We start from the raw sequence: 21,162 nt of genomic DNA on the forward strand, positions 1-21,162 counted from the left end.
GGGTGGGCGCCGTTCCCGGCGCGGTCAGCCGGAGTGGGTTGCCGCCGGGCGCTCCAGGCCCCGGAACGGCTCCAGCCGCTGCCGGAAGGTGTCGCGGTGCTCGTCGGCGATGGTCGTCACCCCGTAGAACAGCACGACGGACCGCAGCGGCAGGCCGAGTTCCCGGCGGTCCTCGACCCGCCGCGGATCGACGTGGCGGGTGACGTCGGTCAGGTCGAGGGAGAGCCACTGCGCGCCGTCGCGCGCCACACCGTCCCAGGCCCAGAACCCATCCGGGTCGGTGGTCCCTGAACTGCGCTCCCGTTCCCGCCGCTCGTCCTGCTGCCACGCGTGCCCGGTCTGCTCGTGGTCCAGCAGCACCGGGCCCAGGCCGTGCTCCCGGGTGATCTCGCTGACGGTCTCCACGACGCCGCGCCAGACCCGCGGATCGTCGGGCAGGTCGCCGGTCCGCCGCTGCGCGGAGTTGTACGTGACGTAGGCGGAGCTCCCGCCGTAGCCGTTGCCGCCGGACGGGAACCAGCCGGCGTCGTCGCCGTGTGGGGCGAGCTCCAGGCCGTGGCGCTCGGCGAGCGCCGCCTGGAGGTCCGCGAGCAGCGCGTCCGCGACGCGCTCGGCCTCCTCCTGCGGCGGTGCCGCCAGCGCGTCGTCGGCGTCGAGTCCGGCGTGGCCGGGGTAGTCCGCCCAGTCGACGGTGACCTCGCGGCCGGCGGCGTCGGTGTACGTGGTCGTCGGGGAGGTGGTGCACCCGGTCAGCAGCGCCGCGGCGGTGGCGGCGGTGGCGAGCCGGCGCAGCAGGGGTCCCACGGTGACGACGGTAGGTGGCGGGGCGGCCCGAGGAGAGGACATCGGGGGGAGCCGGCGCCGATGCCACCCGTGCGGCGCACGGATCAGGCGTCGTGCCCCGCGGCGGTGGCGAGGTCCAGCGCCGCGAGGTCCACGACCCGCTCGGCGTCCTGGCAGGCCCGCCAGGCCTCGTCGAAGGGATCGGGCTGGGCGGCGACGCGGTGCAGCGCGGACACGGCGCCGCGCAGGGCGTCCCCGTCGGCGGGCGGCGGGGTCTTCGCCCTCGACGCCAGGGCCCTGCGCAGGGCGCGCGCCTCCTCGCGCACCGCGGCCTGCGCGGGTGCGCAGCACTCGCCCTCCAGCGCGGCCAGGGCCTCGCCCCAGTTCCGGCGAGCCGCCGCCAGGGCGTCGCGCTGCAGGGTGAGGTCCTCGCGGTCCGGGCGCAGGCTCATCGGGCGTCCCCTCGTCGCTCGGGCAGGTCCCAGCGGTGCGGTGCGTCACGGGCCTCAGCGGAACCCGCGGCCACGAACCCCGGGGCCCGTCACCCGGCCCGCACCGTGGGCCGACCGAGCGAAACCCCCGCGGCGGGCGCGGCTGCCGTCTAGTCTGGCAGGGCTCCTGGCCACCACGCACCCGGAGGCGCTCCCGTCCCGAGAGGTGCCCCGTGCCCGCGTTCCTCCACCGTCGCCCCGCGCGCGCCGGCGCCGCCCTGGCGCTCGCCGCGGCCATGGCCGTCGCGGCCGTGGCCCCCGCCGGCGCGGTGGGGGTGCCCGAGCGCATCTCGGGCCAGGACCGCTTCGAGACGGCGGTGCGCATCGCCGGTCAGGCGTTCCCCGGGCGCGCGGCGACCGTGTACCTGGCCCGAGCGGACACGTTCCCCGACGCCCTCGCCGCAGGGGCGCTCACCGACGGCCCGGTCCTGCTCGTGCCGCGCTCCGGAGAGGTGCCGGCCGTCGTGGTCCAGGCGGTGGAGCGGCTCGCGCCGACGGCCGTGGTGGCGCTGGGGTCCCCGGACGCCGTGGGCGACGACATCCTCAAGGGGGCGGCGGGCGGACGCCCCACCCGCCGGATCGGCGGCGCCGACCGCTACCACACCGCCGCGCTGCTGGCGCGGGCCGCCTTCCCCGGCACGGCCCCCACCGTCTACCTGGCGCGGGGCGACGCCTTCCCCGACGCCCTGTCGGCGGGCTCGCTCATCGACGGCCCGCTGCTCCTGGTGCCCTCGACCGGAGAAGCGCCCGAGGCGGTGCGCCGGGAGGTCCAGCGGCTGGCACCCCGGCGCGTGGTGGCCCTCGGGTCGCAGAACGCGGTGGCGGACTCCGTGCTCACCTCCGCCGCCGTGGGACGGACCACGTCGCGGCTGTCGGGGGAGGACCGCTACGCCACCTCCGCCGCCATCGCCCGGGCAGCCTTCCCGCACGGCACCCCCATCGCCTACGTGGCGCGCGCCGACACCTTCCCCGACGCCCTCGCCGCCGGGTCCCTCACCAACGGCCCCGTCCTGCTGGTGCCCTTCGACGCACCGGTCCCGCCGGCGACCCTCGCGGCGATCACCGCACTCGGTGCGTCGAGGGTCGTGGCGCTGGGCGGGCAGAACGCGGTGACCGACGCCTCGCTCTTCTACGCCGGGCGGGCCGCGTTGCACGAAACCCAGTACCTGGGCGAGGAGTACTTCGGGGGCTTCAGCGACTTCTGGCGGATGCGCACCCCGCTCGACGTGGACGGCACGACCTACGACCAGTCCGCGCAGGTCCACTGGTGGGGCGCGCAGACCGTCAACGGCTTCGAACTGGCGGGCAGGTACGCCTCCTTCCGCACCACCGTCGGCACGCCGGGCGACCAGCCGCAGACCGGCGATCGGGTGACGCTCGACGTCGAGGTCGACGGACGCGTGGTGGACACCACCGTGCTCGGCGTGGGCTCGCACCGCGACGTGGAGGTGGACGTCACGGGCGCCCAGCGACTGCGGCTGCTGCTGCGCAGGACGCCCGAGGACCCGACACCCCCCTACGGAGGGCTGATGACGGACCTGGGGAACCCGCGGGTCACGACGGCGACCGGGGTGGACGACGCCTCGCTCTACACGCGCCCCACGCATCCCCAGTGATCTGCGGCTGACGTTCGCTCCCAGCCCCTTCCGGGCTGCGGGTGACCGGTCGTAGACCGGCGCGCCTCTTCAACCGTGGCGGGGCGCAGCCGTCGGGGGCCGCGGTGCAGCCAGACGGTGCCACCGCCCTGGTCGCTGACCTGCACCAGGCCGGTGATGCCGTCCGGCGCGAGGTCACGGTTGCCCAGGACCTCGCCACCGGGGTGAGTGATCGTCACCATGTGAGCGGTGCCCTGCCGGAGCAGGCGAGCACCCGCCACGCTGCTCGCGGTCGGTGGAGTGCTGCCCACCCTGTCCATGAGGCAGGCGAAGGAGCACCGGGAGTTCAGCCGGATGTGCTCGTCCTCGCCCGAGCTCGCCTTGGTCACCAGGACGCGTCCACACGCGAAACGGCCGTCGCCCGACGGCACCGGCCAGAAGTCTCCGGCTCGGAGGTAGCTCGTCGACCGCGGTTCGAACGGGTACCCGGGGTGCTTGCTCGCCGCCGCCTCACGCTAGGACGAGTCGCGCCCCGCCCCTGACGTCGTACGGGGGCGAGATGCGACGGCGGCACCCGGTGGCAGCATGAGCCCGTCGAGCCGATCGGGAAGCCTGCGGATGGAGATCGCCTGACGCCCGCATCAGCCGATGGTCGCGGAGTCGCCGGCTCGGTGGCCTCGTTCGTCGCAGGTGCGGACGAAGCCCGGACACGGGTGCTCGGCACGGTCCAGCCTGTGCTCATGTCGCATGCAGAGGTGGCCAGCGGGACCGTGGGTGGCGAGTCGATGAAGCAGACCGCGACCGGGGCTCTGGCAGCGGGACTGGTCCTGGCGTTGGTGAACTACTTCCTCTTCGACAACACCGTCGCGATCTCGGCGTTGAAGGGTGCCGGCTTCGCCGCCTTCATAGTGATCATCCACGCCGAGAGGCCGACATGGGCTCGGCGCAAGCAGCGACGCTGACTCATGTGGCGCCGCCGCAGGCCCCGACGTGGAGATCCCCCTCGCCGCCCACAGCACGACTGGCCATCTGGGCCTCGACGGGGCTGGGCCCGAACGCCCGCGATCGCCGCGGGTCGAGGATGTTTCTTCGATCTCCCGGGCTGACAGGTCAACCGATGATCGTCTCCGTCCGTGTCACTTCCATGAGGTGTAGCGGCAGGACGATCGGAAACGTCACGACGCTGGCGGTCACCGTGTCGGTGCTGGCGACAGGGTGCGCCAACGGCGGCGTTGCGGAGCCCGCTGGCGCACCGGCCGCGGAGGAAACTCTTCTCTCGCACAGCGCCGCGCCCACCACCGTGGCTCCGGCTGCGCCGTCGTCCGAGGCACCTCCCTCTGCGACGAGCACCCCGACGCAGGACATGGCGATCACCGACCAGGACGGCACGACCGTCACCTGGCGCGGTCCCGCCCGAGGCGAGGGCTGGACGGTGGAGCCAGACCGCACGGAGGAGCTCTACTGGTATCCAGCCCCTGCCGGAGAACAGCTGAACACCTGGGACCGCACCCTGCGCGACGAGATCTTCGGCGGTGGCTACCACGAGGAACTGGGAGTCCGCCTCGGGCCGGACGGGCAGCTCTCCTACGCCCGCTCGATCGGGAACTTCGGCTCTCTCATCTGGGCCCAGGGGCCGGAGCTGACCTGGCTCGACCTCGACCCGTGCTCGCAGTGGCCGTCCTCCCCTCTGTCGGAAGAGCCCCACACCAGGGCCGTGTGCCGGGTTCTGACCGTCGACGGGCACCCCGTTGTCGCGGCGGAGCACCGCCCCGACCTCACTGTGCATCCCGACGGCACACTCCATCTCCCGGAGACGACCGTCTTCACGGTGCGCCCTGACGGCGTCGCCGTCCGCATCGAACAGCGCAGTGGCATGGGCGAGCCCACCCGCAGCAGTGAGGACCTCGCCAGGGCCGCCCTCACCCTTCCCCCGCCCTGACGAACATCCGGCTGTGGCGCTGGTGGCGCGCGACCACGGCCGGCTCGGAGCGTCTCCCCGGTCCGCAGGACACGTCCTGCGCCCGCGCGGGTCGGGCCGTACTCTCGCGGCATGGCCGATGCCGACCTGCACTTCTACTTCGATCCGGTGTGCCCGTTCGCGTGGATGACCAGCAGGTGGGTCCGCGCCGTCCAGGCGCGCCGCGGCTACGGCGTGGACTGGCGCTTCATCTCCCTGCGCCTGATCAACGCCCACGTGGACTACGACGCCCACTTCCCGCCGGGCTACGAGACCGGCCACACCAGCGGCCTGCGCCTGCTGCGCGTGGCGGCACGGGTGCGCGCCGAGCACGGACGCGAGGCCGTCGCCCCGCTCTACCGGGAGTTCGGCACGCGCATCTTCGACAGCGCTCCTCCGGCCGACGAGGCCGCCGCCGCGCACCACCGGGGCACCGCGGCCTTCGTCGAACCGGTCCTCGCGGACCTCGGACTGCCCGCGGACCTGGCCGCGGCCCTCGACGACGACTCCTGGGACGCCACCATCCAGGCCGAGACCGACGAGGCGCTCTCCCTGACCGGCCGCGACGTCGGCACCCCGATCATCCACGTCGACCCGCCCACGGGCGCCGCGTTCTTCGGGCCGGTGATCAGCCGGCTCCCGGACGAGGACGACGCCGTCGCACTGTGGGACCACGTCGTCGCCCTCACCCGATTCCCGGGTTTCGCCGAGTTGAAGCGCAGCCTGCGCGAACTGCCGCAGCTGCGCGCCCTCGGGGTCGGGGAGGACGAGGTGGGCGTGCAGGAGGACTGGCACGGCGGGAGCCGCCGCACGAAGCACTGACCGCGCCCGGAGTCACGCCGGACGGCCGCCCCGCTCCCCCGGCGCCCGCGCCCCCTCGGCCCCCTCGGCCCCGTCGGCGCGCGCCGGCGGGGTGACGACACCGGCGATCAGCGTGGACACGCCGAGCAGCACGGCCACGACCGTCAGGGCGCCCAGCACCGTGACGCGGTCACCGAGGAACCCGATCAGCGGCGGCCCGGCGAGGAAGGCGCAGTAGCCGATGGAGGAGACGACGCTGACGCGACCGGCGGAGAACCGCGGGTCGTCGGAGGCGGCACTCATCCCCACGGGGAACCCGAGGGAGACCCCGAGCCCCCACAGCAGCACGCCCACGAACGCCAGCGGCGTCGCGGGAGCGAGGACGAACAGCAGCGTTCCCCCGATCCCGAGGACGGCCAGCAGGCGCACCAGGGCCACGCGCCCGAAGCGGTCCAGCATCGGCGGGCCGAACCAGCGGCCCGCGGTCATCGCCGTCAGGAACACGGCGAAGGCGAGCGTGCCCAGCGCCGGCGGCGCCCCGTAGCCGTTGATGAGGGCCACGGCGATCCAGTCGTTGCCGGCGCCCTCGGCGAAGGCGAACGCGAGGACGAAGAGGCCGACCAGCAGCGTCCGCGGTTCCCGCCAGGCCCGCAGGGCATCGAAACGGCCGGCAGGCTCCCCTGCGCCGGATGCGCCGTCGTCCTGCTCACGCAGGAACCGCCGCGTCCCCACCGGGACCACCGCGGCGACGACGAGGGCGACCACCCCCAGGTGCACCGGCACGGAGACCCCGGTGGCCACCGCCGCCGCACCCACCAGGGCACCGGCGACGGTGCCCAGGCTGAACCCGGCGTGGAAGCGGGACATGATCGAGCGCCTCAGGTGCTGCTCGACCGCGGCCCCCTGCACGTTCATCGCCACGTCCCACGCCCCGTTCGCCAGCCCCAGCGCGAACAGGCCGATCACGACGGGCACCAGGCCGACGAGGAAACCGCCCGCGACCGTGGCCGTGCCCGCGGCGAGCAGCAGCGCCATCGCCAGGACGGTGCGCCGGGAGCCGAAGCGGGCGATCACGGGCCCCGACGCCGGCAGGGCGAGGACCGCACCGGCCGCGACGGCGAGCAGGACGAGCCCGAGGGAGGAGTGGTCGAGACCCAGGCGCTGCTGCAGCTGCGGAATGCGGGAGGCCCAGCTGGCGAAGGCGAACCCCGAGCCGATGAACGCGACGTAGGTGGCGGTGGTGGCGGCTCTCACCGCGTCGGGCGGGGGCTGGGCGGTCACGACGACCAGCCTCTCGCATGCGGGGCGGGCCGGGGCCCACGGCCGTCCGCACCCCTGCTCCCGGCCCGCGCGGGCATCGCCCTCCTCAGCCGGCGCGCAGCCGTTCCTCGCACTGCCGCACGTGGGGCACCTCGCGCAGGGCCCGGGGTGCGCGCGGCCACAGGCGCCGGGTGGCGGCCGTGAGAGCGGCGACCTGGGCCCGGCGGGCCGCGGTCAGCGGCAGGGAGTACGACCGCCGCGCCGCATCGGGGAGCAGGTCCGCGGTCACCGCCCGCAGCAGCACACCCGCGCCGGGGACGGGGGGCGTCAGCCGCGGCACGAGGAGGTCCCGGGCCACGTCGAGCACGGCAGGCGTCACCGCGAGGCGCGGGAGCACCGAGTCGAAGTAGGCGCAGAACTGCGCCCAGGAGCCGGGCAGGTGCCCCGGCGGAACGCGGAAGGTGAGCGCGAACGCCTTGGACTCCCGGTAGTACCTCTCGCGCTCGGCGGCGCCCAGCGGGGCGCGATAGCGCTCGTGCACGCGCAGGGACGTGCGCACGAGCGTGGCGTACACCCACAGCGCCAGGTCCGGGTCACCGGCGGAGTACGGCGTGCCCGCGGGGAACTCCCCCACCGCGGAGGGCAGCGTTCCCCGGACCCGTCGGTGGCGCCCGCCGACGGCGGCCGCGGCGGCCGCCGCTTGCTCGCGGTCGCCGAACGTGATGGCGAGGGTGGCGTCCAGCGTGGCGAGGAGGCGGTGCCCCGGACGGCTGCGGTAGTCGGAGTGCTCGACGACGCCCGCGCCGACGAGCGGGTGCGCGATCTGCAGCAGGATCGCCGCGGGCCCGCCCATCAGGGCCAGGCGGTCCCCCCACAGCCGCTGGAAGGGGCCATCCGGCTCGACGACACCGGGGTCCCCCGCCCGCCCCGGCGGCAGGGGCGGGGGGAAGGCGGCGCGCAGGGGCATCCGGGGGCGGCTCACCCCGGCAGTCTCGCCGAGCGGGTTCCGCGCGGCATGCCGGGACCGCGGCCACCGGAACGCGGCCACTGGAACGCGGCCTCCCGCGCCTGCGCCGGTATACCGTCCGCGCCATGACCCCGCCGAACGGCACGTCAGCCGCCAACTCCCCCCAGCACGGCCTCCTCGACCTCTCCGGGCGGACCGCGCTCGTCACCGGCGCCGCGGGCGGCATCGGAGCCGCCGTCGTGGCCCGCCTCGCCTCCGCCGGTGCGCGGGTCCTCGCCGCCGACCGGGACCGCGACGGCCTGGAGGCCCTGACCGCCCGCACGGAGGGCGTCGAGGCGCTCGTCTGCGACCTCGCCGACCTGGACGCGACCGACGCGCTGCCCGCGGAGATCGACGTCCTCGTGAACAACGCCGGGATCCAGCACGTCGCCCCGCTGCACGAGTTCCCGCCGGACCGGTTCTCCTTCATCCTCCGCCTCATGCTGGAGTCCCCCTTCCGCCTCATCCGGCACGTGCTGCCGCACATGCGCGAACGCGGCTGGGGACGGATCGTCAACGTCTCCAGCGCCCACGGGTTGCGCGCCAGTCCCTTCAAGGCCGCCTACGTCTCCGCCAAGCACGGCCTGGAGGGGCTGTCCAAGGTCGCGGCCCTGGAGGGGGCCGCGCACGGCATCACCAGCAACTGCGTGAACCCCGGGTACGTGCGGACCCCGCTGGTGGAACGGCAGATCGACGACCAGGCCGCCGCCCACGGGATCCCGCGGGAGGAGGTGCTGGGCCGGGTGCTGCTGGACTCCGCGGCGGTCAAGCGGCTCGTGGAACCGGAGGAGGTGGCCGAGGTGGTGGCCTTCCTCTGCGGCCCCGCCTCCGCGTCGATCACCGGGGCGTCCTTCGCGGTGGACGGCGGATGGACGGCGCACTGAGCGCGCGTCGGTCTCGGCGGCGGCCGCTACTCCACCGTCACGCTCTTGGCGAGGTTGCGCGGCTTGTCGATGTCGCGGCCGAGTTCCAGGGCGACGTGGTAGGCGAGCAGCTGCAGCGGGATCGTCAGCAGCACCGGGTCCAGTTCCGGCTCGCTGCGCGGAACCCGCAGCACCGCATCGGCGAGATCTCCCGGGACGTCGGCGTTCGTCACGACGATGACGGGTCCGCCGCGGGCGCGGATCTGCTCGACCGTGGAGAGGTTCTTCGCGTAGAGCTCGTCGTCGGGGAGGATCACCACGCTGGGCATCGAGGAGTCGATGAGGGCCAGCGGTCCGTGCTTCAGCTCCGACGCCTGGTACGCCTCGGCGTGGATGTAGGAGATCTCCTTCAGCTTCTGCGCACCCTCGCGGGCCACCGGCCAGCCGCGCACGCGCCCGAGGAAGAACATGTGCCGGGCACCGGCGAACTGCTTCGCCACCGCCTGCACCTCCGGTTCGGAACGCAGCACCTCCTCGATCCGGTCGGGCAGGTCCAGCAGGGCGGAGACGAGACGCCTCCCGTCGGCCGCCGACAGGTCGCGGACCCGGCCGAGGAGCAGCGCGAGCAGGGCGAACGAGATCGTCATGTTCGTCAGCGCCTTGGTGGAGGCGACGGACACCTCGGGCCCCGCGTGCAGGAAGATGCCCTGCCCGCACTGGCGGGCGATCGCGGAACCCACGGCGTTGACCACTCCCACGACCCGGCCGCCCTTGCGCTGCAACTCCTGCACGGCCATCAGGGTGTCGAGGGTCTCCCCCGACTGGCTCACCGCCACGTAGAGGGTGTCCGGGTCCACCACGGGGTTGCGGTAGCGGAACTCCGAGGCGGGTTCGGCGTCGGCGGGGATGCGGGCCAGTTCCTCCACCAGGGACGCCCCCATCTGCCCGGCGTAGTAGGCCGAGCCGCAGCCGAGGAACGTCACCCGCCGGATGCCGCGCAGTTCCCGCGGTTCCAGCCGGATGCCGCCGAGGTGGGCGGTGGCGAACCGGTCGTCGAGGCGCCCGCCGAGCACCCGCCGCGCCGCCGCCGGCTGCTCGGAGATCTCCTTGTGCATGAAGTCCGGGTGGTCGCCGAGGTCGTAGTCCTGCGCGGAGAGCGCCGACGCCTCCACCTCCCCCGCACCGCCGGCCACGGGGGCGATCGGCGACGTGCGGTACGAGCCCGCGCGGACGGTGGCCAGTTCACCGTCGCCGAGGTGGACGACCTGCTGGGTGTGGTGGACGAGCGCGGCCACGTCGGAGGCCACGAACATCTCGCCCTCGCTGACGCCGAGGACGACGGGGCTGCCGAGGCGGGCCACGACCAGCTCCCCGGGCCGCTGCACGTCGAGCACCACGAGGCCGTAGGTGCCCTGGACCTCCTGCAGCACGGCCCGCACCGCCGCCTCCAGTGTCGCCGTACCGGATTCCAGCTGCTCCGCGACGAGGTGGGCGATCACCTCGGTGTCGGTGTCGGAGGCGAGGGCGACGCCCTCCCGCTGCAGCCGCGACCGCAGCTGGACGGCGTTCTCCAGGATGCCGTTGTGCACCACGGCGATGCGCCGCGCGGTGTCGACGTGGGGGTGGGCGTTGGCGACCGTCGGCGGGCCGTGCGTGGCCCAGCGGGTGTGGGCGATGCCGACCACGGCCGGGGAGACCGCGCCCACCTCCTCGCGCAGCTCCTGCACGCGGCCCGCGACCCGGTGCACCTGGAGCCGGCCGCGGTGGACGACCGCCAGCCCGGCGGAGTCGTAGCCGCGGTACTCCAGGCGCCGCAGCCCCTCCAGCAGGATGGGCTCGGCCTCCTGGCTGCCGACGTAGCCGACGATGCCGCACATGCGATGGGCCTCCCTGGTTCCGGACCGCCGGGCGGCGGTCAGCCGTAGACGATGCGCCGGAGCTGGCGCTGGGTGAGCACCGGTGCGCTGAACCTGCGCTGGGGCAGTTCCGCGGCGATCAGCGCCCAGATCCGGTCGTTGGTGAGCCGGCGCCGCTGCAGCTCCCGGTGCCGGCGCCGCACGTACTGCTCCACGCTCTCGTCGAGGTACGCCACGACGTCCGCGACGAGCCGGGCGGCCGTCGGGGCTGGCAGCCCGGTCGTGGCGGCGACGTGCTGCACGAGGTCCCCGAGCGGCGGGCCGGTCACGGGAGCGACCTTGCCACCCGCACGGCGCCGCAGGCCAATCCCCTGCCCGGAATCGGGCAGGATCCGGGGCGGGGCGGGTCCGGCCCCACGTGGACACGGCCTCAGGCCGCGTCGGGCAGCACCGCCACCGGCCCGGCCACCCGCGCCGGGCCGCGCACGGCGCGTCGGTGCAGGAGGACGAACACCAGCCCCGCCGCCACCAGGGTCGCCGCCACGAGCGGCAGCGCCGAGGGTGAAGCGGCCACCGCGCCCGTCCCCCCACCGGCACCGGCCACCACCCGCAGCAGCAGCAGGAGGGCCAGGTGCGCGCCGATGCACGTCCCCAGCGACTCCTCCCGCGTGGCGTAGCGCGCCGCGGCGAGGACCAGGCCCAGCAGGGCCAGCAGCAGCGCCTGGGTCAGCGGCTCCCAGCCTCCCGGGACCGCCCCCACGGGGACCGGCGGGAACCCCAGCACGGCACGCTCCACCGCGGAGGACGCTGACGGCGCGAGCACGAACACCGTGGTCGCCAGGACCGCCGCCCAGCCGCGCCCCGCTCCGGATTCGCGCAGGGCGGTCAGCGCGTAGCCCCGCAGCGCCACCTCCGCGGGCAGCACCCGCAGCAGCAGCACGAGCACCGCCTCGGCCACCAGGAGGCGGGCCGCGGCGGGCGGGTCGGCGGGCAGGGCGGCGCCCTCCCAGCGCAGCAGCCCACCGGCCGCCGCCGGCACGAGCACCGCCGCGCCCGCCGCCAGCACCACGGCACCGCCGAGCGCGACGGCCCGCAGCAGCCGCACACCCCCGTCGAGGCCGAGGCCGGAGCCCAGGCCGGCGCCGCCCCGCACCGCACCGGCACGCGCGCGCCGGCGCCGCAGCGCCAGCAGGGCCGCGACGACCAGCACCGTGCACAGCGCCGCGGGGGGCAGTCGGCGCCAGAACCCGGCGTCGGCGCCACCGGCGGCGGCGGTGAGGGCCGCCGCGCAGCCGCTGCCGAGGGCGAGCACCCCTCCCCCGAGCAGGGCGCGGCCCAGGCCGGTGGCCCGTTGCGCGCGCGGGGTCTGCACCCCACCACCGTGACAGCCCCGCCGCGCGGGCGGCAATGCCCCCGCCGGACCCGGCTGCTCCGCTGCGGCGGCGGCGGAGCAGCCGGGCGCCTCAGGACCGCGGGGGCGCGGCCTGCCGGTGCAGCACGTAGATGCGCGGGTGGTGGCCCTTGTGGAAGACGCTGAGCTCGGACACCAGCCCCCACGACGCCGCCGCCTCGCGCAGGCAGCGGCCCATGACCCGGATCTCGTGGGTGAGCACGACGAGCCGGGCGCCGGGGGCCGCCACCTCCGCGGCGCGGCTCAGCAGCAGGCGGTGGACCTGCTCGCTCTCGCTGTGCCGGCCGGCCTTGTCGCCCCAGGGCGGATCCGCCAGCAGCAGGTCGAACGGACCCTCGGCGGCCCACTCCGGCGACTCCACGTCGGCGACGACCAGCCGGGCACCCTCGGCGAGGCCGGCCGCCGCGAGGTTCTCGCGGGTGGCGGCGACGGCCTCCTCCGAGGCGTCCACCCCCACCGCGAGCGCCGCCGGGCCGGCCAGCAGCCGCTCCACCAGCAGCGTCCCCGAGCCGCACATGAGGTTGGCCACCCGGTCGCCGGGAGCGCAGCCGCCGAGCCGGGTCATCGCGGCGGCCACGGTGGCGTTCGCCGCAGCCGGATGGCCGACCCGGCGCCACGCCCGCGCCGACAGCGGCCTGGCCCCGAGGCGGACCAGCACGTCCCAGCCCTCGCCACCGCGGCGCAGGCGGATCACCACCGCCCCGTCGTCCGGGTCGTGGCGCAGGCGGGCGGCGGCGGTGATCTGGTCGGCGAGCAGCCGCAGCACGGTGGAGTCGCGCCCCGCCGCGTCGAAGCGGAAGGAGCGCACGGGGGTGGCGGGGTCGAGGTCGCGGGCGGTGCGCAGCGCCGTCAGCAGGCGGGGGAAGTGCTCGCCGCTGAGCAGGGAGCGCGGCCGGGGGACGTCGAAGTGCAGGCGCAGGAAGGGCGCGACCACGGTCCGCAGCCGCAGCGCACCGCGCAGGCCCCCCGACCACTCCACGTCGAGGGCGTCCTCGCGGCCCGGGACGGCCCGGACCCGGCGCACCGCGGGCAGCTCCGCGAGCTCCCCGCGCACCACGTCGGCGAGGCCGGGGAGGTGGACGAGCTCCAGCCGGTGCACGGAGGGCTCGGAGACCCGGGCCGGCTGGCTGCGGGCCGCCCCGCTCCGCGCCGACTGGGCGCGAGCCGGCTGGGGCCGCTCGCGCTGGGTCCGCTCGGGCTGGGGCCGCTCGCGCTGGGTCCGCTCGGGCTGGGTCCGGTCCCGCCGGCGGCCACCATCGGCGCCGGCGCCGCGCCGCTCGGGCACCGCACCGCGACCACCGGTGCCGCCACCACCGGTGCCGCGACCGTTGCGGGAGGGGGCGGGGCGCTGCGGCGCGCGGCCCGGGACACGGCGAGGGGTTCCCACGTCAGCTTCTTCCGGCAGGTCGAGGACGCACGACGTCCGTGCCCGGCCACGGTACCGGCGGCGGCCGCGCCCTGGAGCCGAGCCGGGAGGGGCGCCGGCGGACGGGTGCCTCGGCGGCGCGCGCGTCCCCCGAACGGGTGCGCCACGACCGCCCGCCGTGCGGCGATCCGGAGCACGCGCCGTTGCGGGAGGGTAGCGTTCGTCCCCATCGACAGGCTCGCGGCCACGCGCCGCCACACGCACAGGACCAGCCCCGGGGGTGGCGACATCAGCACTCGAGCACTGCCACCGGACACCGTGGTCGGCTCACCACCCTCCTCGGGACGGCAGCGTCTCGGGGCCGGTGCCGTCCACCTGTACACGGCCAGCGGCTCGGCCCTCGCGCTGCTGATCGTGCTCGCCGCCTTCGAGGGCGACGCCATGCTCGCCCTCTGGCTGGGCCTCGCGGCGCTCGTCATCGACGGCACCGACGGGATGCTGGCGCGCCGGCTGCGGGTGCGCGAGCACCTGCCCTGGTTCGACGGCGCCAAGCTCGACGACATCGTCGACTACCTCACCTACGCCTTCGCCCCGATGCTCCTGCTGTGGAGCGACGGGCGGCTGCCGTCGGGGGCCCCCGGGATGGCGCTGGCGATCATCCCGCTGCTGGCGTCGAGCTACCAGTTCTGCCGCGTCGACGCGAAGACCGACGACCACCTGTTCCTCGGCTTCCCCAGCTACTGGAACGTGGTGGCGTTCTACGCCATCGTCCTGGACCTCGGTCCCGCCGTGGTCGCGACCATCCTGATCGTCTGCTCGGTGCTGGTCTTCGTGCCGATCGGGTACCTGTACCCCTCGCGGACCAACGCCCTGCGCACCCCCAGCCTCGTGCTGACGGTGGTGTGGCTGGTCACCTACGCGGTGCTGCTGCTCCAGATGCCCGACCCGCACCCGCTCGTCGTGGCGCTCTCCCTGAGCTACCTCGTCTACTACGTCGTGGTGAGCCTCTACTTCACGCTGGCGCGGGCCAGCTACCGGGCCCGTGCCGCGCTGAAGCGGCCCGGGCCGGAGCCGGCGGAGGCCGACGCCGCGACCGCCCCCGCGGAGGGCTGAGGGTCCGCAGGGCACAGGCGCACGAACGGCGAACGGGCCGGGCAGGAGGTTCCTGCCCGGCCCGTTCGCCGTTCGCCACCGCTCTGCGCGGTGCCGGTGCTCAGCCGCTGAGCTGACCGACCCGCAGGGACTGCACGTGGCGGGTGTACTGGTCGAAGGCGTCGTCCACGAGCTGGGAGTGGGTGAACCCGCGGACGTCGTAGCCCTGGCCCTCCCCGCTCAGGTGAACCTCCAGGCGCGGGTACGTCGGGCCCTCGGTGGCCGAGCGGAACGCCTGGCCGGGCAGGGGGGCGTCCCGGCGCTCGATGCGGTAGCGGAACGGCTCGTCGCCCGCGACGGCCACGTGCAGCTCCACCGCGCGCTCGCCGGGCCCGGCGTCGGCCCAGTCCGCGTGCGCCTCGACGCCCTGGGAGCGGACCTCCTCGGCCACGGCCCGCAGTGCCGGCAGCGCCACCTCGTCGAGGTACTCCTGCGCCGGGCCCTGTCCCGGCAGCGCGGCCAGGCGCGGGCGGCCGAGGCGACCCGGCAGGTACTGGAAGGTGCCCGCCGCCGCCCGCGTCTCCGCCCGCAGCGCCCGGTGCAGCCCGACCATGACGAGGACCATGACGAAGGCGAAGGGCAGGCCCATCACGATCGTGGCGTTCTGCAGCGCGGTCACGCCCAGGCCCTCGTCGACCTGCAGCATCGCCGCCGTCAGCAGGCCGGTGGCCACCGCCCAGAAGATGCGCAGCCGGGCGCTGCCGTCGGCCTCGGGGCTCTTCAGGTCGGAGCAGAGGTTGGACATGACCAGCGCGCCGGAGTCCGCCGACGTCACGTAGAAGAGCAGGCCCACGAACGTCGCGATCGCCGCGACGAACGGGAAGGCCGGGTACTCCATGAGCAGCGTGTAGAAGCCGCGCTCGGGGGTGTTCATGGCGAGCTCCCCGAAGGCCGCGTCGCCGCCGCGCACCCGGTCCAGGGCGCTGTTGCCGAAGATCGACACCCACATGACGATGTAGCTGAACGGGATGATCAGCGTTCCGGCGACGAACTGGCGGATCGTGCGCCCGCGGGAGATGCGGGCCAGGAACAGGCCCACGAACGCCGACCAGGCGATCCACCAGGCCCAGAAGAACAGCGTCCAGCCGCTGAGCCACTCCCCCGCGCCGTCGTGGGCGAAGGTCTCCAGGCTCAGGCCGGGGAAGCGGGAGACGAAGCGGCCGACGTCGGAGACCAGCGCGTTGAGCAGGAAGCTGGTGTTGCCGAGGAGCAGCACGAACGCGGCCAGGCCCACCGCGAGCAGGACGTTGACCTGGGACAGCAGCCTGATCCCGCGGTCGACACCGCTGACGGCGGAGACGGTGGCCATGGCGACGGCGAGCGCGATCAGGCCGATCTGCGCCCCGCGGCCCTCGGGGATGCCGAAGAGCACGGAGAGGCCGTAGTTGAGCTGGACGACGCCGATGCCGAGAGACGTCGCGACGCCGAAGATCGTGCCGAGGACCGCGGCCATGTCGACGCCGTGGCCGATCGGCCCGTGCACGCGCTTGCCGAAGATCGGGTAGAGCGCGGAGCGGATCGCCAGCGGCATGTTCATCCGGTAGGCGAAGTAGGCCAGCGCCATGCCCATCAGCGCGTACATGCCCCAGCCGCTGATGCCGTAGTGGAACAGCGTCCACATCGTGGCGTCCCCGGCGGCCTGCGCGGTGCCCGCCTCACCCACCGGCGGGGCGAGGAGCTGCGTGACCGGCTCCGCGACGGCGAAGAACATCAGGTCCGTGCCGATGCCCGCGGCGAAGAGCATCGACGCCCACGCGAAGGTGGAGTACTGCGGCTTGGAGTGCTCCGGGCCGAGCCTGATCCGCCCGTAGCGGGAGGCCCCGAGGAAGACCACGAAGACCAGGACCGCGGTCGCCAGCAGGATGTAGAACCAGCCGAACCACTCCGCGGCCCACCCGACGAGGACGCCGATCGTCTCCGCCGCGCGCGTCGGTGCCGCCAGCGCCCAGCCCGCGATGAGGAGCACCCCGACCGCGGATCCGAGGAACACGGGGCGTTTGACCACCGACTCCGACGTGGCGGGGCCGGCGGCCCCGGGACGGACAGATCGCTCGCTCATGAGGGTGTCTCCACTGCTCGTCGTGCTGCGGACTGACCCGCCTCCGGGTCCGGCGGAGGCTACCAGCGGGCCCCTTCCGGACCCGGTGCGCGAGCTGGGCGGGCCGGGCGCGGCGGCGGCACCGAGGAGCCGGCGAGCGCCCGCCGCAGCACCCCCGGGCGGCGACCTCCGACGGCCGGACCGCGCGGACTCGCTCGGAGGCGTCGGCGGAAAACCCGTGGCGGTGCCGCGCGCCGCCTGGCTACCGTCGAGCCCATGATCTCCTGAGGCGCAGCCGCGCCGAGGCTCTCCGCCGAGGCGCCGCCGGTGTGACCACCCCACCGGACGCCGGCCCTCGCGGGCCGGTGCGATCCCTCCACCGCGCCACCCGTCGACCGGGTGCCGGGACGAACCGCAGCGCCGCGCGCGGTGGCGCTGCCCCTACATCCCCCGGAGGCTCCATGCCCGAGATCCCCACACCCGCCCTCGATCCGGCCGTGCTCGGCGGCGCACTCGGTGCCGCCGTGACCGTCCCCGCGCGGCCGCTGGTCGTCGACCTGCGGGAGGTGTCCGGCGGGGCGGCACCGCCCGCAGGGACAGCGCACCGCACCGGTCCCGCCACCGGCGGGACCGGGCCGGCAGCAGTGCTCCAGCACGGGCCGCGGGCACGGGGTCGGTCCCCGCGCCAGTACGCGATGCGCCGGCGCTGAGGTCGCGCCGGCTCCACGGCCGAGGCGGCGGGACGGGCCCTCAGCCCGCCCCGCCGCCGTTCGCGGGCGGCGTCTCCTGCGAGCCGTCGCAGGAGAAGCCCTCCCGCCCCCGGCAGAGGCTCCCGGCCAGGTCCGTGAGGACGTCGAGGAGTTCGCGCGCCCCGGTGCGGCGCAGCCCGGCGACCGTCTCCTCGGCGAGGCGCTGGTAGATCGAACGGACCTCCTCCACGACTGCGCGCCCGCGCGGGGTCAGCTCCACCACGGTCGCGCGGCGGTCGGTGGTCGAGGGCCGGCGCGCGATGAGCCCGGCGGCTTCGAGCTTGCGGGCGGTGACCGTGACGACCGGCGGCTCGCAGCCGGAGGCCACCGCGAGCTGCGCCTGGGTGCGCGGTCCGTGCACGTCGAGGTCCAGCAGGAGGGTCTCCTGCCCGGGGTGCAGCCCGACGTCGGCCAGCAGGGCCGCTGCGCGCGAGCGGTGGCGGATGCCGACGGTGCGGATCGCGGCGTTGATCGCCTCGGCATCGCGGTGGTCCATCTCGCCCCTTGCCCCACGGTCGTTAGCCGACTAACCTCCAGGTCGATCCTTAATCGGCTAAGCAGATGGTAGCCGTGGCCGCCCGGCCGCGCACCGCTCCTGGAGGAGATCGTGGACATCCTCGTCCTGTCCGGCTCGACCCGCGCCGAGTCCCTGAACACCCGCCTCGCCGGCCTCGTCGCCGACTCGCTGCCCGGCCACGACGTCCGCATCGACGCCGGCCTCGCGCGCCTGCCGTTCTACGACGCCGACGTCGAGGCCGCCGCCGTGCCGCAGGAGGTGTCCGGCCTGCGCGCCGCCGTGGCTGGCGCGGACGTCGTCGTCATCACCTCCCCCGAGTACAACGGGACGACTCCGGGCGTCCTCGTCAACGCCCTCGACTGGCTCTCGCGCCCGCACGGCGCCTCCGCGCTCATCGGCAAGCCGGTGCTCGCCCTGACCGCCGCGCCCGGCCCCCGCGGCGGCACCAGGGCGCTCGCGCACCTCACCGCGCTGCTCGGCACCATCGGCGCCCGCGTGGTGGGTGGCGGGCTCAGCGTGCCCCGGGCGGGGCAGCGCCTCACCACGGAGGGGCTCCCGGAGCTCCGGGCCGAACTCGCACCGCTCCTGCAGGCGGCGCTCGACCTCGCCGCACCCGCGGACGGGGCCGAGACCGCCGCCTGAGGAGGGTTCGGCGGCGGTCCCGGCCCGACAGCCGCGTGCCTGATCAGCCCCGCGCCCAGTAGGCCGCGTGCGCACGGTGCAGCCAGTCGTCCACCCACGCACGGTCGGGCTCGGCCGGGACGGCCGGGCTCTGCCGCAGCGCCTCCAGCCGCTCCTCGGCCGCGGCCACCGCGCGCACCACCTGCTCCAGCGGAACCTCGCCCCGCCGGACCGCGCGCAACCGCTCCCGCGCCGGCTGCGGAACGGGCAGGGTGATGCGCCCGGTCGTGAGCAGTTCGACGCCCTGCACACCCAGCCGCAGCGCGTGCATGGCGAACTTCGTGTCGTACCCGTGCTCCGCGACCAGCTCGGGGCGGTTGGTGTGCGCCCCGGCGGAGCCGGTCATCGCCGCGCGCTGGGAGCGCAGATAGCCGAGGAACCGCTGCGCCGCCAGGCGGGAGACGAACCGGTGGGCGTTCTCCACCAGTTCCGCGCCGGCCGCATCGCGGTAGACGACCTCCTCATCGGGCACGAACAGCAGCAGCAGGACGGTGGGGTTACCAGCCAGGGCCAGCCGCGCCCACTTGCGCGCGGAGTACACGACGACGTCGAGATCCCCTGCGCCGGAACGGTTGCGCAGACCACCGTCGCGATCCCAGGCCGTGTGCCGCTGGTACTGCTCGAACTCGGCGCGCCGCGAGGTGGCCGACGTTCCCGCCGGCACCCGGGCGAGACCCGTGACGAACTCGCGGGGTTCCAGGCAGATCCCCATCTCGTCGCGGTCGTCCTGCCCGCTCACCGCCGTGCCGTGGACACCGGAACCCACCTGGGCCCGCAGCACCAGCCCGTCCTCCGCGATGCGGCGCGCCTCCTCCGACGCGTGCGGGTGCGCGTAGCCGCGCGGCAGCTCCCGCGGTCCCCGCACCTCCCCGACGCCGCGACGGCCGGGCGCGGTCGCCGCGGCGCCGTCGCTCGCGAGCAGTTCGTCGGGGTTCAGCAGGTCCGTGCGCATCCGGCGACTGTGGCAGGGAGAACCGCAAGATCGCCGGTGGTTTTCCGCCGGCGCCCGGGCGGCGTGGGACCATGGCCACCGTGAACGACGCGCGCGACCCCGCGGCCTCCGACGTCCGCCGCTGGCGGCAGTACCTGGCCGACGAGCGCGCCGAGGCCGCCGTCTACCGCGACCTCGCGGCCCGGCGCGGAGGCGAGGAGCGCGCCATCCTCCTCGCCCTGGCGGACGCCGAGGACCGCCACGCGGCGCACTGGGAGGACCTCCTGGGCGACCGCGCCGGAGCTCCCCGGCGCGCGGACCGGCGCAGCCGGGTGCTGGGTTTCCTGGCCCGCCACTTCGGTTTCGTCTTCGTCCTCGCCCTCGTCCAGCGCGCCGAGGCCCGCTCGCCCTACGAGGGGGACGCCGACGCCACCGAGGCGATGGCCGCCGACGAGCGGATCCACGGCGAGGTCGTGCGCGGCCTGGCGATCCGCGGCCGCAACCGGCTCTCCGGCACCTTCCGCGCGGCCGTCTTCGGCGCCAACGACGGGCTGGTGAGCAACCTCTCGCTCGTGATGGGCATGGGTGCCGCCGGCGCCTCGACCCGCACGGTGCTGCTGGCGGGCCTCGCCGGACTGCTGGCGGGGGCGCTGTCGATGGGGGCGGGCGAGTACGTCTCCGTGCGCTCCCAGCGGGAACTGCTGGAGGCCTCCAACCCGGATCCACAGGCGCAGGCCGCGCTGCCGTTCCTCGACGTCAACGCCAACGAGCTCGCCCTCGTCTACCGCGCCCGCGGCATGTCTGCGGAGGACGCCCAGGCGCACGCGGCCGACGTGCTGCGCGACCACGCCCTCGCCGCCGCGACGGGCAGGGGAGACGCCGAGGAGCACGAGGCCGTGGGCACCGGCACGGGGGCGGCGCTGTCCAGCTTCGCGTTCTTCGCCTCGGGCGCCGTCGTCCCCGTCCTGCCCTACCTGCTCGGGCTCACCGGCGCGGCGGCCACGGTGGTGGCGGTGGTCCTCGTCGGTCTCGCCCTGCTCTGCACGGGCGCGGTCGTCGGCCTGCTCTCCGGCGCCCCGCCGCTGCGCCGGGCGCTGCGGCAACTGGCCGTCGGCCTCGGGGCGGCCGCGGCCACGTACTGCCTCGGCCTGCTGTTCGGCACGACCGTCGGCTGAGGACGCGAACGGCGCGCGATGCCCCGCCCCCAGCGCACCCCGGCGCTGCCGCTCCTGCGGATGCCCGCGGTGGTGGTCCTCGTCGCCGGCTGATCCGCGAGCGCGGTTCAGCGCCGCGCGCGCCGGTCCCCGAGCACGTGCGAGGCGGCACCGGTCAGGCCGGACACCGCGAGCACGGAGGGCCACGCGCCGATCCGCTTGGCCAGCGGGTGGGACAGCCCGAACGCGGCGACGTAGACGCCGAGGAGCCCCGCGGTGGTCACCGGGTCGGTGGTCCTCGCCCACTCACGCCCCGCGAGGACTCCCCCGGCGGCGAGCACGACCCCGCCGAGGGGGCGCACGCCCGTGCGCCGCGCGACCTGCCAGCCTCCGACGAGAGCGCCTGCCGTGATCAGTGCGGTGGGGATGGCCATGGCGGCACGCTACGCCCTGCGCCCACCCGGCGGGACGGGGCGTCGTGACGAGGGGGGACCGGGTCCCCGCGACCTCGGGGACGTCCTGGACGGCGGCGTCGGCGGGTGGGACCGGGC

21 protein-coding genes are annotated in these 21,162 nt (G+C 75.5%); 9 read left to right on the plus strand and 12 right to left on the minus strand.

Annotation, left to right across the window (positions count from 1 at the left end):
* Window positions 1–24: 24 nt before the first annotated feature.
* On the minus strand, window positions 25–804 hold the full coding sequence (locus CLV92_RS00145) for a hypothetical protein (protein ID WP_104430779.1): 780 nt from the start codon (window positions 802–804) through the stop codon (window positions 25–27).
* Between the two features lie 83 nt (window positions 805–887).
* On the minus strand, window positions 888–1,235 hold the full coding sequence (locus CLV92_RS00150) for a hypothetical protein (RefSeq protein ID WP_104430780.1): 348 nt from the start codon (window positions 1,233–1,235) through the stop codon (window positions 888–890).
* 212 nt (window positions 1,236–1,447) lie between these two features.
* On the opposite strand from CLV92_RS00150, the gene CLV92_RS00155 reads away from it, so the two are divergent.
* The 4 genes from CLV92_RS00155 to CLV92_RS00175 all read left to right on the plus strand — a co-directional run bounded on the left by CLV92_RS00155 (window position 1,448) and on the right by CLV92_RS00175 (window position 5,648).
* On the plus strand, window positions 1,448–2,890 hold the full coding sequence (locus tag CLV92_RS00155; protein WP_104430781.1) for a cell wall-binding repeat-containing protein: 1,443 nt from the start codon (window positions 1,448–1,450) through the stop codon (window positions 2,888–2,890).
* A gap of 650 nt (window positions 2,891–3,540) precedes the next feature.
* Window positions 3,541–3,831 (plus strand): hypothetical protein, encoded by a 291-nt coding sequence (locus CLV92_RS00165; RefSeq protein WP_146099362.1) that lies wholly within the window; start codon window positions 3,541–3,543, stop codon window positions 3,829–3,831.
* A gap of 155 nt (window positions 3,832–3,986) precedes the next feature.
* Window positions 3,987–4,808 (plus strand): hypothetical protein, encoded by an 822-nt coding sequence (locus tag CLV92_RS00170; RefSeq protein ID WP_104430784.1) that lies wholly within the window; start codon window positions 3,987–3,989, stop codon window positions 4,806–4,808.
* Window positions 4,809–4,919: 111 nt separating this feature from the next.
* Window positions 4,920–5,648, plus strand: a complete 729-nt coding sequence (locus tag CLV92_RS00175) for a mycothiol-dependent nitroreductase Rv2466c family protein (protein WP_104430785.1) — start codon at window positions 4,920–4,922, stop codon at window positions 5,646–5,648.
* Window positions 5,649–5,660: 12 nt separating this feature from the next.
* On the opposite strand, the gene CLV92_RS00180 is transcribed toward CLV92_RS00175, so the two are convergent.
* A complete protein-coding gene (locus tag CLV92_RS00180) occupies window positions 5,661–6,908 on the minus strand; it encodes an MFS transporter (protein ID WP_104430786.1) in 1,248 nt (415 codons plus the stop codon).
* An 85-nt stretch (window positions 6,909–6,993) separates the two neighbouring features.
* Entirely contained in the window at window positions 6,994–7,869 is an 876-nt protein-coding gene (locus CLV92_RS00185; protein ID WP_146099363.1) for an oxygenase MpaB family protein, read from the minus strand.
* A gap of 110 nt (window positions 7,870–7,979) precedes the next feature.
* Here CLV92_RS00185 and CLV92_RS00190 point away from each other — a divergent pair, with 110 nt between their 5' ends.
* Window positions 7,980–8,777, plus strand: a complete 798-nt coding sequence (locus CLV92_RS00190) for a 3-hydroxybutyrate dehydrogenase (protein ID WP_104430788.1) — start codon at window positions 7,980–7,982, stop codon at window positions 8,775–8,777.
* A gap of 26 nt (window positions 8,778–8,803) precedes the next feature.
* On the opposite strand, the gene glmS is transcribed toward CLV92_RS00190, so the two are convergent.
* The 4 genes from glmS to CLV92_RS22685 all read right to left on the minus strand — a co-directional run bounded on the left by glmS (window position 8,804) and on the right by CLV92_RS22685 (window position 13,410).
* Window positions 8,804–10,633 (minus strand): glutamine--fructose-6-phosphate transaminase (isomerizing), encoded by a 1,830-nt coding sequence (glmS, locus tag CLV92_RS00195; protein WP_104430789.1) that lies wholly within the window; start codon window positions 10,631–10,633, stop codon window positions 8,804–8,806.
* A gap of 38 nt (window positions 10,634–10,671) precedes the next feature.
* Window positions 10,672–10,941 carry a hypothetical protein gene (locus tag CLV92_RS00200; RefSeq protein WP_104430790.1) on the minus strand — a complete coding sequence of 90 codons (270 nt, stop codon included), beginning with the start codon at window positions 10,939–10,941 and terminating at the stop codon, window positions 10,672–10,674.
* A 101-nt stretch (window positions 10,942–11,042) separates the two neighbouring features.
* A complete protein-coding gene (locus CLV92_RS00205) occupies window positions 11,043–11,984 on the minus strand; it encodes a CPBP family glutamic-type intramembrane protease (protein WP_104430791.1) in 942 nt (313 codons plus the stop codon).
* 91 nt (window positions 11,985–12,075) lie between these two features.
* The gene (locus tag CLV92_RS22685; RefSeq protein ID WP_104430792.1) at window positions 12,076–13,410 is read right to left on the minus strand and encodes a methyltransferase; all 1,335 of its coding nucleotides are present in this window, start codon (window positions 13,408–13,410) and stop codon (window positions 12,076–12,078) included.
* A gap of 297 nt (window positions 13,411–13,707) precedes the next feature.
* Here CLV92_RS22685 and CLV92_RS00215 point away from each other — a divergent pair, with 297 nt between their 5' ends.
* Window positions 13,708–14,502 (plus strand): CDP-alcohol phosphatidyltransferase family protein, encoded by a 795-nt coding sequence (locus tag CLV92_RS00215; protein ID WP_104430793.1) that lies wholly within the window; start codon window positions 13,708–13,710, stop codon window positions 14,500–14,502.
* A 100-nt stretch (window positions 14,503–14,602) separates the two neighbouring features.
* On the opposite strand, the gene betT is transcribed toward CLV92_RS00215, so the two are convergent.
* Entirely contained in the window at window positions 14,603–16,600 is a 1,998-nt protein-coding gene (gene betT, locus CLV92_RS00220; protein ID WP_104430794.1) for a choline BCCT transporter BetT, read from the minus strand.
* 440 nt (window positions 16,601–17,040) lie between these two features.
* Here betT and CLV92_RS00225 point away from each other — a divergent pair, with 440 nt between their 5' ends.
* Window positions 17,041–17,289, plus strand: a complete 249-nt coding sequence (locus CLV92_RS00225; RefSeq protein ID WP_104430795.1) for a hypothetical protein — start codon at window positions 17,041–17,043, stop codon at window positions 17,287–17,289.
* Window positions 17,290–17,329: 40 nt separating this feature from the next.
* On the opposite strand, the gene CLV92_RS00230 is transcribed toward CLV92_RS00225, so the two are convergent.
* On the minus strand, window positions 17,330–17,824 hold the full coding sequence (locus CLV92_RS00230; protein WP_104430796.1) for a MarR family winged helix-turn-helix transcriptional regulator: 495 nt from the start codon (window positions 17,822–17,824) through the stop codon (window positions 17,330–17,332).
* A 111-nt stretch (window positions 17,825–17,935) separates the two neighbouring features.
* On the opposite strand from CLV92_RS00230, the gene CLV92_RS00235 reads away from it, so the two are divergent.
* A complete protein-coding gene (locus CLV92_RS00235; protein ID WP_158257080.1) occupies window positions 17,936–18,487 on the plus strand; it encodes an NADPH-dependent FMN reductase in 552 nt (183 codons plus the stop codon).
* A gap of 43 nt (window positions 18,488–18,530) precedes the next feature.
* Here CLV92_RS00235 and CLV92_RS00240 read toward each other — a convergent pair whose 3' ends face one another.
* Window positions 18,531–19,478: a nucleotidyltransferase domain-containing protein gene (locus CLV92_RS00240; protein WP_104430798.1), complete on the minus strand. Its 948-nt coding sequence runs from the start codon at window positions 19,476–19,478 to the stop codon at window positions 18,531–18,533.
* Window positions 19,479–19,549: 71 nt separating this feature from the next.
* On the opposite strand from CLV92_RS00240, the gene CLV92_RS00245 reads away from it, so the two are divergent.
* A complete protein-coding gene (locus tag CLV92_RS00245; RefSeq protein ID WP_104430799.1) occupies window positions 19,550–20,632 on the plus strand; it encodes a VIT1/CCC1 transporter family protein in 1,083 nt (360 codons plus the stop codon).
* Window positions 20,633–20,739: 107 nt separating this feature from the next.
* Here the strand turns inward: CLV92_RS00245 and CLV92_RS00250 are convergent, their stop codons facing one another.
* Entirely contained in the window at window positions 20,740–21,045 is a 306-nt protein-coding gene (locus CLV92_RS00250) for a hypothetical protein (RefSeq protein ID WP_104430800.1), read from the minus strand.
* Between the last annotated feature and the right edge of the window lie 117 nt (window positions 21,046–21,162).

Origin of the sequence: Kineococcus xinjiangensis, from assembly GCF_002934625.1 — a bacterium.
GTDB classification, from domain to species: Bacteria; Actinomycetota; Actinomycetes; order Actinomycetales; family Kineococcaceae; genus Kineococcus_A; species Kineococcus_A xinjiangensis.